Origin of the sequence: Bacillus cereus group sp. BceL291 (assembly GCF_051776705.1) — a bacterium.
In the GTDB taxonomy this organism is placed as follows: domain Bacteria; phylum Bacillota; class Bacilli; order Bacillales; family Bacillaceae_G; genus Bacillus_A; species Bacillus_A cereus.
This window is the reverse complement of the sequence record NZ_JBPWAP010000121.1, coordinates 1-10,138: the sequence shown is the minus strand read 5'-3', so window position 1 is coordinate 10,138 and position 10,138 is coordinate 1. Positions and strand designations below refer to the sequence as shown.

Genomic DNA, 10,138 nt, shown 5'->3' with positions numbered 1-10,138 from the left:
CTTGAATTGAAAGATTCATAAAAAATGTCATCCTTTCTAGCTAGCTTTTTAGAAAGAATAACGTTTTTTGACACTTGGGGGTAGTGCAAATTCTTAAGTTGATGGGCATGTAGCGAAACCCCTATTGGTATTTATATTACCGGAACAGGAAGTAATATCGAGATTAGAAATAATTATATCCATCACATTGAAACGAATGTAAAGAATGGAAACGCACACGGTATTGCTGTCTATGGTACTTCATCTAGTGCACAAAATAATTCAAATCATATTGTCATCGATAATAACGAAGTAGCAAATTTGAAATTAGGACTAAGTGAAGCAATTGCTGTGAATGGGAATGTTGATTCTTTTGAAGTTACCAATAACAAGGTGCATGATAACAACAACATTGGAATTGTTCTGATTGGACATGAAGGAGTATCTCCAGTAGCTGCTTTAGATCAAGCACGGAATGGAATTGTTCGTAACAATATCGTCCATCACAATTCATCTTTCAATAATACTAGTTATAACGAATATTCAGCTGATGGTATTTACGTGGATGGTGGGAAGGAAATTATTATTGAGCAAAATCAGAGCTATGAAAACGACCTCGGTATTGAAGTAGCTAGCGAACATGCGGGGAAAAGTGCAAGTCAAATTACAGTTAGAGATAATACAATATCTAACAATACTATGGGTGGCATTGCAATTGGTGGATATGACAGTCAGCAAGGATACGCTGAAAATAACACGATTACCAACAATTTGATTTATAAAAATGACACAAAAGATCAAGAGAGTGGTCAAATTGAATTAAATTACGATCTTCGTAACAATGTGATTACCAATAACGAAATCTATGCAAGTAATAGTCGTATTTTTATTAGCAATAATTTTAATAAAAACACAGGAAACAAACTTGATTACAATCATTACTATGGTGAATTCGATCAAAATAATGGCTTATGGCAATGGAAAAGAAAAACGTATAAAGGATTTCCAATTTATCAAGCCGGTATGAATCAGGAAGGAAATGAACAACATAGTATATTTAGCAAATTACCCTCTTCATTCAAACTAATACAGTAGTCTAATACTAAATTAGTATTACGTTATAAAAAAGTACATGCAATAGGCACTTTAAGAATACTAATAAATTTAACCTTATTAAAACAAAAAGAGATGCCCTAGTACCATACCTAGGGCATCTCTTTCATTTTATTATAAATAATCTTAATTTCTAGACCTTATACATCCCTAACAAATTAACAATTATCCACTATATTTTCTACTTAAAACATAGTATTATTATTAGCTGCTTCACTTGGAATCTCTTGAATTACATCCCAGTGTTCGACAATCTTTCCATCCTTGTTACGAAATATACCGACTATAGCAACTCCCTTATCTTGAGAATTAGTACGACAATGTACATGAAGAGCAACTGTATCCCCTTCAGCTACTACACGTTTAATCTCTGCAGAGGAATTAGGGTTTTTAACAAAATCCTCCTTAAAGAAATCCATGAAGGCTTTTCGTCCATCAGCAACAAAAGGATTATGTTACTTATACTCTTCACCTACATATTTTTAGTAAAAAACTCATAGTTGAATTTAATGTATCTAATTCCTTTTATTATCAGAATAAGCCTTTACAACAACTATTTATTATTTTTTATTTCATTAATTCTGTAATTTCTTTAATACACTTACCATTATCCATTGTTATATCTAATTTCTATTTAAAACCCTTCTTTGTACGTTTATACCTATATATCGTGTTAAATTGTGTGTGGCAAGATAAAATAAGCTGTTAAATTTAATTATTGTTAGGTAGTTTCTACAGTATGATATTATCACACAATTAGTTATACATATAAAAAAGGTTTCTTGCCTTGTAACAGGAAACCTTTTATGTATTATTAACCTACAAATCTAAAATTTCAACAATCTGACGTGCCTTAGCATTATCTATATAATAATGCATCTCTAATCCTCTTCTTTCTGATTGAAGTACGGTTCCCCTCAATTTTGATAAATGTTGTGAAACAGTGGATTGGGGGAGTCTTAATATTTCCGTTAACTGTGTAACATTGCATACTTTATGGTGCATTAATTCATTTACAATTTGTAATCGAACAGGATGTGCCATTACTTTTAATACATCTACATCGTCTTCGTGGATTTCAGATAGATTTCTTTCAGATATTAATGTTATCATTTTGCATTCTCATTTATTATTAATTTCTATTTTCCAGTTATCCTTATAATTAATACTTATAGCTAATTACCATTTGTCCTGTTGAGAAAATATATTCTCTTTTTAAAACAAAAAGGACACCGATTAATTAAAACGTTTTTTACCGCTTTAATTAATTGGTGTCCTCTAATTTTTTGAACAAAATATATCTTATTTTAAAGGATATTTTCAATTCTTTTTTCTCACGTCTAGTAAAATTTTATATTTTCTTTAAAATTCATATTAAGAATATTCTTCAAATCCTGAAAGCACAAGTTTGCGGCAAACTTATGCTTCATATCACATTCCACACCAATCAAGCTAATTAACACTATCAATGTAGTGCTAACTATCTTAATTGAATATTAGTAATAATGAGTTTAAATATTATCAATTAACTTTATATTACATGTATGTAAAAACAATGACATGATAAGCTTTTTCAAATTTTTCTCCTTGTAAAGATTTGAAAATAGTATTTCAATACTCTCCTTACTGTTAATATGCCTAGAAAAAGAACCCCATAGGGTTCTTTTTCTGTTCATTCCCTAAAAATCTCATATTAATAAAAAAGAAGAGGGATATATCCTCTCTTCACCAATACAATCGAACATCTTTATACTTAAGGAAGGGCATACATTCATCAAGAGATGAAATGAACAATAATAGTTCACCTAGTGAATTATAACACAAATCCAATTCCATTAATAGATAATATTAACATTTATAGGATAATTGTTACAGAATTGTTAATCATCTTAATATTAAAAGGCTTTATATGTATGTAAATTGAAAGTGGATATTGTAAGAATAAAATATAAGGAGGATATACCATGTTTAACAAAAAACAAACATTCGTAACAACGGTAACAACTTTAACACTAGGATGTGGACTTACATTCGGATTAACACCGGCCTTTGCAGATTCTAACAAGATTTCCGCCAATAATATTCCTGTTCATACTATTCAGAACCAAGAACAAGAACCTTTTACTGGATATGTCATTTCAGTAGAGAACAATTATTTAGTAGTTGCTGCTACGTCTACAAAAGATGAAGCTCTTGCTTATCAACATGATTGGTGGGATCTAGTTTCTCAAAATAAGATTTTAAGGGTCCCTGTTTCAGATGGTGCAAACTACACATTAGGTGAGAAATTAAATGTATATGCAGCTGCATGGACTAAATCCCTACCACCAATAGCTGTTATGCCTACAATTGAAAAAGTATTTCAATAGGTAATATTTCCAATAATTAAGCTATCCCATATAAAAAGGAGTCGAATAACGACTCCTTTTTATATTCTACATTCCCTTGGATTCCTTACCTTCTCGTACCCCTAATATTTAATAACATGCTTCTTTCTCCCTAGCTAAAGATGATATAGAGGTTATGTCACTCGCTTCTTTCCTTTCTTCTTCTATGGAAGTAGCTATTATACTAGTCGAGTATCAAACATCATCATTATTTTATAGAACAAATAAGACATCTTCTTAATTCATGCTCTAATTAAAAAAGAGATATAATACATATCTCTTTATAAAACATATTTAAAAATAAAAACCAAAGGACAACAAGCATATCTCTTTTGTTGTCCTTTAGTTTTTATCGTTGCCTATTCCATATTGTACTAAATTTTTTATTTTACTCTATTATAGAATGAGAATAAAGTTTGATTAAAACATCAATCTTACTTAATTTTTTTCCTACCAAACTAAATTATGCTGTAAATTCCTTATCCATTTAGAATATAGTATTTAGTAATTTTTGTTCTGGACTGAATTTTTTAGTATTATAGCCATCGATTAAACTTCCTTATGTATATTCTCTTTATAAATTGAGTAACTAAAGCATACATTGTTAAAATTCCCAATAACCACAGAAAATAATAAAATGGAAGTGGGGTTAAACCAATTTGAGTACTTAAACTGGTAAATGGAAGGGAAATCCCTATAAACATAACCAAGCCTGTAAGCATCAAAACTGGCCTAGCAGCCGTACTTTGTAGGAAAGGGATATGTTGAGTACGAATCATATGCACAATTAATAATTGTGTTAATAACCCTACTACGAACCAACCCGTTTGAAATAAGGATTGCATCTCAGGAATATTTGCACCAAATACATTCCACATTACGATAAAAATGATTATATCAAAAACACTACTTACCGGCCCAATAAAAATAATAAAACGAAATAAATCTTTTGTATCCCAACTTCTTGGTTTTATTAAAAATTCATTGTCTACTTTATCCCACGGAATTGAAAGTTGGGATAGATTATATAGTAAGTTTTGACATAATATTTGAATTGGTAGCATTGGAAGAAAAGGAAGAAATGCACTAGCAATTAATAAACTTAATACATTTCCAAAATTTGAACTTGCTGTCATCTTAATATACTTCAGTATATTTCCAAACGTTGTCCGTCCTTCCACTATAGCATCTTCTAAAACATGTAAGTCTTTTTCTATAAGTATAATATCTGAACTCTCTTTAACAATATCATCTGCTGTATGGATAGATACACCAACGTCAGACTGTTTTAAGGCAAACACATCGTTAATTCCATCCCCCATAAACCCGACTGTATGACCATTCATTTGAAGTGCCTTTATAATACGGAATTTTTGACTAGGATTTAATTTTGCAAACACACTTGTTTTACTTGCAAGTTTTCCTAATACCTTATCAGGAAGACTATCAATTTCATAACCCAGTACTGGTTCTCCTATATACAAGCCCATTTTCCTACATACATTTCTTGTCACGGACTCGTTATCACCTGTTAAAATTTTCACTTGTACTCCTTTCTTTTGTAGAGTATGAAGTGCAGCGATAGCCGATTGTTTGGGTGGATTTAAAAAACCTACATATCCAACGAGTATCATATCTGATTCATCATTTATAGAATAACTTCCCACTTTATCACTATTTAATTGTTTATATGCAACTGCAACAACTCGCATCCCCTGCTCTTGCCAGAGTTCAATTAGGTGTTTATTTCTACGCTGGATTTCATCTGTAATAGGAATTATCTTATTATTTTCTTTTATAAAACTACAAATTGATACAACTTCTCTAACTGCACCTTTACAAAGCATTATTCGTTCGTTAGCATTTTTTTCTATAACAACTGAAACTCTTCTTCTATCAAAATCAAATAGACATTCATCTATTTTGGAGTATTGAGACAGATCATATTTACTACTATCTTTTACATAACGTATAACTGATAAATCAATTTCATTTTTATTATTTGTATGGAAGTAACTATTTATATACGCTAATCTTAAAACCTCATCCGACTTCTCTCCATTTGTATCTGTATGGCGCACCAGATCCATCTTATTTTCTGTCAACGTGCCTGTTTTGTCGGTACAGAGAATATCAATAGCTCCAAGGTTATGAATAGAAGATAGTTGTTTTACAAGTACCTTTTTTTTACTCATATTAATAGAGCCTTTAGCTAAATTAGCTGTTACAATCATTGGAAGCATTTCTGGAGTGAGTCCAATTGCTATAGCAATTGCAAATAAAAAAGCCTCATACCAATTTCCATTAATACCCCCATGGATTATCATGACAATAGGAGTCATGATGATCATAAATTTAATTAATAGCCAACTAACTTTGCTTACCCCTTTATCGAATTTAGAATCAGATTTCTTGTTCATCTTAACCTGATTCTTTGCTATTGAACCAAAGTAAGTATCTGTTCCAGTACCTACAACTATTACTTTTGCTGTACCACTTATAATATGAGTTCCCATAAAACAGAGATTTTCTAATTCAATTAGATTTTGGATTTTTCTAATTTTACGTTTTTTGTACATATGGAAATACTGATTTGATTTTTCAACGGGTAATGCTTCTCCTGTTAGAGATGATTGATTTACAAGTAAATTTTCTGATGAGATAATCCGTACATCTGCAGGCACAATATTTCCAGCAGATAATTCTATAATATCCCCTGGTACAAGATCCTCAAGACCAATTTGTAACTTTCCACTTTCCTCCAATAAAGTTCTCTTATTTTCTTTATAAGGAATATTTCCCTTCCTGAGAACAGTTACCTTTTCATATACAAGATTTTTTAATCTTTCTATAGACTTCTGAGAACGAATTTCTTGTATGAACCGAATTAATACGCTTAACGTCACCATGATTCCCACAATAATAGTACCTTTTATATCATTGGTAAAAAAAGATAACATCCCTAATATAATTAGAAGAGAAATAAACGGACTTCTAAAAGAATTAAATAATGTTATATACCATTTTATTCTTTTTTGAGAAACTACTTTATTTTCTCCATACACTTCAAGCCTCTTAGTAGCTTCCTCGTGAGACAGCCCTTGAGACGTTGTTTTAAAAAAATCTAACGTTGATTTAACATCACTTTTTGCAATTTCAATTAGCATATTATAATTTTTGCTTAATACTTCCTGTTTATAAAAATATTTTTTATTAGATCTCAACAAATTTACCTCCTATCCAAATAAATAGAATCCCCCTGTTTTAAAAAAATAATTATAAAACTACATTTTTATAATTACTCTGAATTTTCAATTAAATTCAGAAGTTCAATAGCACTTAAATAGTATTATTCTCACCATAAATAGTAATTTTTATTTATAAGTTCCCTCTTATTAGCAACAAAAAACTACTATAGCCATAATTTTCAACTGCAACAATTGAGCTAGCACTATACATAATCAAAATTCCAAATACAATTGTAATGATAAGCGAAAACACCAACGGATATTCCAGTAACTTGAATACTTTTTTCATTTCTATTCTCTCTTTCTCTATACTTCCAACGAGTTTGTCTACAAACTTTGCGGGAACGAACTTAGGTATAAAAAAACTTAATATAAGTTTCTTATAACCCTAGTAACATTTTTGCAATGGTAAAGTACAGAATTAACCCCGTTCCATCGACTAATGTCGTAATGAACGGACCTGAGATAACAGCTGGATCCAGCTTTAACTTATTTAAAATCAAGGGTAATACAGATGAAACAATGGACGACCAAATAACAATGAACAATCCAGTAATAGCTACAACTTGCGCGACTTCTGTACCTACGCCTAAAGTGTACGCACGAATTAATGCTGCCACGGCTAATGTAAGCCCTAGTAAAAGGCCTACTAATGCTTCTTTTTTCATAACACGAAATATATCTTTAAATTTCACCTCATTTAGAGCTACAGCTCGAACCAATGTAGTTACGACCTGTGTACCTGTATTTCCACCAGTTCCAATTAACAACGGAATAAAGAAAGCCAGTGCAACTACATGAGTTAATGTTTCTTCATAATGCCGAAGTACAGAACCAGTATATGCTTCTGCTACAAACAGAAGTAATAACCAACCTATACGTTTACGGTATATTTGCCAAATAGAAGTTTCGAAATATGGCTTATCTAATGGGGTGCTCCCTCCTAATTTTTGAATATCTTCAGTTGCTTCTTCTTCGAAAACATCCATTGCATCATCGAAGGTTATAATACCTATCATCCGATTATCCATCGTTGTTACAGGTATAGCGGATAAATCATAATCCATTAGTTTTTGTACGGCTTCCTGTTGGTCTAGGTTCACTGAAACTGAAATAACATCTGATGCCATTATCGATGATAAAGTTTTATCATCTGAAGCTAGCAATAATTCACGAATAGAAACAATTCCATTAAGCTGACCACGTGTATCCAGAACATAAATATACGAAATTGATTCAACCCCTGCCCCAATTTTTCTAATATGCGACAGCGTATCTTTCACTTTCCAATTTTCCCTGGCAGCAATATAGTCAATTGTCATCAAACTGCCCGCTGTTCCAGATTGAAAAACCAGCAGACTTCTAATTCTTTGTTGAGATTCTTCAGACAAAAGTTGTATAAGTTTTTCAGCCTGAAGTGGATGAATTGAAAGAATTACATCAACAAGGTCATCAATAGATTGCCTAGCTAATAGCTCTTCTCCTCTATCCACAGGCAAATTGGTACAAATATTATATTGCTCCTCTGGTGTAAGATAACTGAGAATTTTCGCACCTTTTTCAGTAGGAAAACATTTTATTAAAGATATCTGATCTTTATGTTGAAAACCTTTTATTTCCATTGCAATATCGTAGGATTGAATTTTTATAAGCTCTTGCACTAAGTGTGTATCTTTTGTTGCTAATAATTGTTGTAAGCATTTTTTCATCGTAATTCCTCCTTAAGGACAGTGGTACTTGGTATCATTTTCCCACTTCTAGGAAAACTAATTTCTTCATAAATATGGGATCAATATCATCAATCATTAGTCTTCCCCCCTTTTATAAAAGATTTATTACAAATAAAATTTTGCATATAAAAAACCTCCCTTAGTAATTCAACTAAAGGAGGTTGCTAAAAAAGACATAGCTAAATAAAGCTCATTCCCCCTAGTTGAGTTTTGGCACTATACAACGTAAAGGATGAATCATTCATCACTTAGCTATCTTAAGAAGAGCCTTAATCCGACAATTCCTGTTCTACCCATTGGCATCTTTCGATATTTTTGGGCAATAGCCTGTGTTTGTATAGGAGCCTCACCTAACAGGTCATAGATATCTCAAATTTTTTGTTCGTTTCGTGTTAAAGCATATCTACTATTTTTGAACTTGTCAAGTAATAACAGAACTTATTTTTTCAATTAAGACAATATCAACAACAATAGTAATTTACATAATGCCAATTCCATCGTCTTACGCTATGATTGGCTGACCGTTTCCATCAAATTGTTTCCATTCATATTCTAGCTACCGCTTTTACAACTTCAGGAGGAACATTTTCTTTTAATAATGCGTTATGAGGCTTTACTCCTCTTCTAAAATAGCGTAATAATATTCGTCCCACCATTCATTCCCATGTGGTATACACTTCCTGAAATAGCCTTCTCTTCTCATTCCAATCTTCTCCATCACTCGATATGATGGTATATTCTGTGGCTGACATGTAGCTATAATTCTATGTAACTTCAATTCCTTAAACCCATATTCCAATGTAGCTTGTGCTGCTTCAGAAGCATATCCTTTATTGAAATATTCAGGGTTGAACACCCAACCAATCTCATAAGTATGCTCACCAAAGTATTTATGAAAAACTATATGACCAATCAAAATATCTTTATCAATTAATACTACAGGAAAGTTCTTAGCGTTTTCACCAATATTTTCATTTACAAAGTTTTTTGTATCTTCTTCAGTAAAAAAACCTTCAGGTATGTATTTCATAACATTGATATCTGATGTATACTCATGAACAGCTTGCCAATCTTTGAACTCAAATTTTCGTATTAATAATCTTTCTGTTTTTATAAACATTTACTTTTCCCCCTCAAAAAATTGCAACTATATTTTAAATCCTCATTTAATCCTTAAACTAAAAAGAACTTGTAGGAATCTCTACAAGTTCTTTTTAGTTTAAGGTGAATATACGGGCCAAACAAACTATCTTACAGATTGACTGTAGAAATTTTAGGGGTAATGCTTTGACAAATATATTATATAACAAATATTAACATCTATAGGATTTATTTTTAAAAATCATATGAATTAAGAAAGGAAGTAGTTTTTTTCTTAGATACTATTATTAATAACTGGGTATCATTATATTTCATTCTGCAACTTATTTAGAAGAACTATGTACATTTCGAAGAAGTTTTTCAATAAGTTTTGTTTTTTCATTTACCTTTGTGGCATATGTGTAGAGTAAACATCCAGCGCCTTATTACATTCCTGTGATAGGTTTCCAAATGTTCCTCCCCGAACCGAACTTACATCTCTCAATGTATCCGGCTCTCCATCTGTCTTCTGCATTTTATATCTCGCCCTTGTGTCTTTTCATATGACACTCTTTACAGAGTGCGATAGTCTTTCGATTTC

The 10,138-nt window shown here is 31.4% G+C and carries 6 protein-coding genes, 3 pseudogenes and 1 riboswitch; of the genes and pseudogenes, 2 read left to right on the top strand and 7 right to left on the bottom strand.

The window, feature by feature from the left end; translation table 11 throughout:
• Nucleotides 1-111: 111 nt before the first annotated feature.
• Nucleotides 112-1,074: pseudogene (locus ACS2CR_RS32040) on the top strand (right-handed parallel beta-helix repeat-containing protein); the annotation flags it as partial.
• 203 nt (nucleotides 1,075-1,277) lie between these two features.
• On the opposite strand, the pseudogene ACS2CR_RS32035 reads toward ACS2CR_RS32040, so the two are convergent.
• Together ACS2CR_RS32035 and ACS2CR_RS32030 are read right to left on the bottom strand one after the other, a co-directional pair.
• Nucleotides 1,278-1,574 (bottom strand): annotated as a pseudogene (locus ACS2CR_RS32035) (nuclear transport factor 2 family protein); the annotation flags it as partial.
• Nucleotides 1,575-1,911: 337 nt separating this feature from the next.
• Nucleotides 1,912-2,205: an ArsR/SmtB family transcription factor gene (locus ACS2CR_RS32030; RefSeq protein ID WP_000631355.1), complete on the bottom strand. Its 294-nt coding sequence runs from the start codon at nucleotides 2,203-2,205 to the stop codon at nucleotides 1,912-1,914.
• Between the two features lie 851 nt (nucleotides 2,206-3,056).
• Between ACS2CR_RS32030 and ACS2CR_RS32025 the strand changes: the two genes are divergently transcribed.
• Nucleotides 3,057-3,461, top strand: coding sequence for a DUF3221 domain-containing protein (locus ACS2CR_RS32025; protein WP_053513249.1), 405 nt, complete (start codon nucleotides 3,057-3,059; stop codon nucleotides 3,459-3,461).
• Between the two features lie 554 nt (nucleotides 3,462-4,015).
• Here ACS2CR_RS32025 and mgtA read toward each other — a convergent pair.
• The 5 genes and pseudogenes from mgtA to ACS2CR_RS32000 form a co-directional block, all read right to left on the bottom strand.
• A complete protein-coding gene (mgtA, locus tag ACS2CR_RS32020; protein ID WP_053513251.1) occupies nucleotides 4,016-6,706 on the bottom strand; it encodes a magnesium-translocating P-type ATPase in 2,691 nt (896 codons plus the stop codon).
• 401 nt (nucleotides 6,707-7,107) lie between these two features.
• A complete protein-coding gene (gene mgtE / locus ACS2CR_RS32015) occupies nucleotides 7,108-8,436 on the bottom strand; it encodes a magnesium transporter (RefSeq protein WP_016109994.1) in 1,329 nt (442 codons plus the stop codon).
• Nucleotides 8,437-8,645: 209 nt separating this feature from the next.
• A riboswitch (M-box (ykoK) riboswitch) is annotated at nucleotides 8,646-8,822 on the bottom strand.
• Between the two features lie 248 nt (nucleotides 8,823-9,070).
• Nucleotides 9,071-9,577, bottom strand: a complete 507-nt coding sequence (locus tag ACS2CR_RS32010; protein ID WP_000470142.1) for a GNAT family N-acetyltransferase — start codon at nucleotides 9,575-9,577, stop codon at nucleotides 9,071-9,073.
• A gap of 304 nt (nucleotides 9,578-9,881) precedes the next feature.
• Nucleotides 9,882-9,962 (bottom strand): annotated as a pseudogene (locus ACS2CR_RS32005) (lysozyme family protein); the annotation flags it as partial.
• Complete coding sequence (locus tag ACS2CR_RS32000; protein WP_438906135.1) at nucleotides 9,941-10,072, bottom strand: hypothetical protein; 132 nt, start codon at nucleotides 10,070-10,072, stop codon at nucleotides 9,941-9,943. The gene ACS2CR_RS32000 and the pseudogene ACS2CR_RS32005, both read right to left, overlap by 22 nt.
• Between the last annotated feature and the right edge of the window lie 66 nt (nucleotides 10,073-10,138).

Coding starts and splice junctions, on each gene's coding strand:
- ACS2CR_RS32030 (WP_000631355.1), bottom strand. CDS start 2,205: ATGATAACATTAATATCTGAAAGAAATCTATCTGAAATCCACGAAGAC.
- ACS2CR_RS32025 (WP_053513249.1), top strand. CDS start 3,057: ATGTTTAACAAAAAACAAACATTCGTAACAACGGTAACAACTTTAACA.
- mgtE (WP_016109994.1), bottom strand. CDS start 8,436: ATGAAAAAATGCTTACAACAATTATTAGCAACAAAAGATACACACTTA.
- ACS2CR_RS32010 (WP_000470142.1), bottom strand. CDS start 9,577: ATGTTTATAAAAACAGAAAGATTATTAATACGAAAATTTGAGTTCAAA.
- ACS2CR_RS32000 (WP_438906135.1), bottom strand. CDS start 10,072: ATGCAGAAGACAGATGGAGAGCCGGATACATTGAGAGATGTAAGTTCG.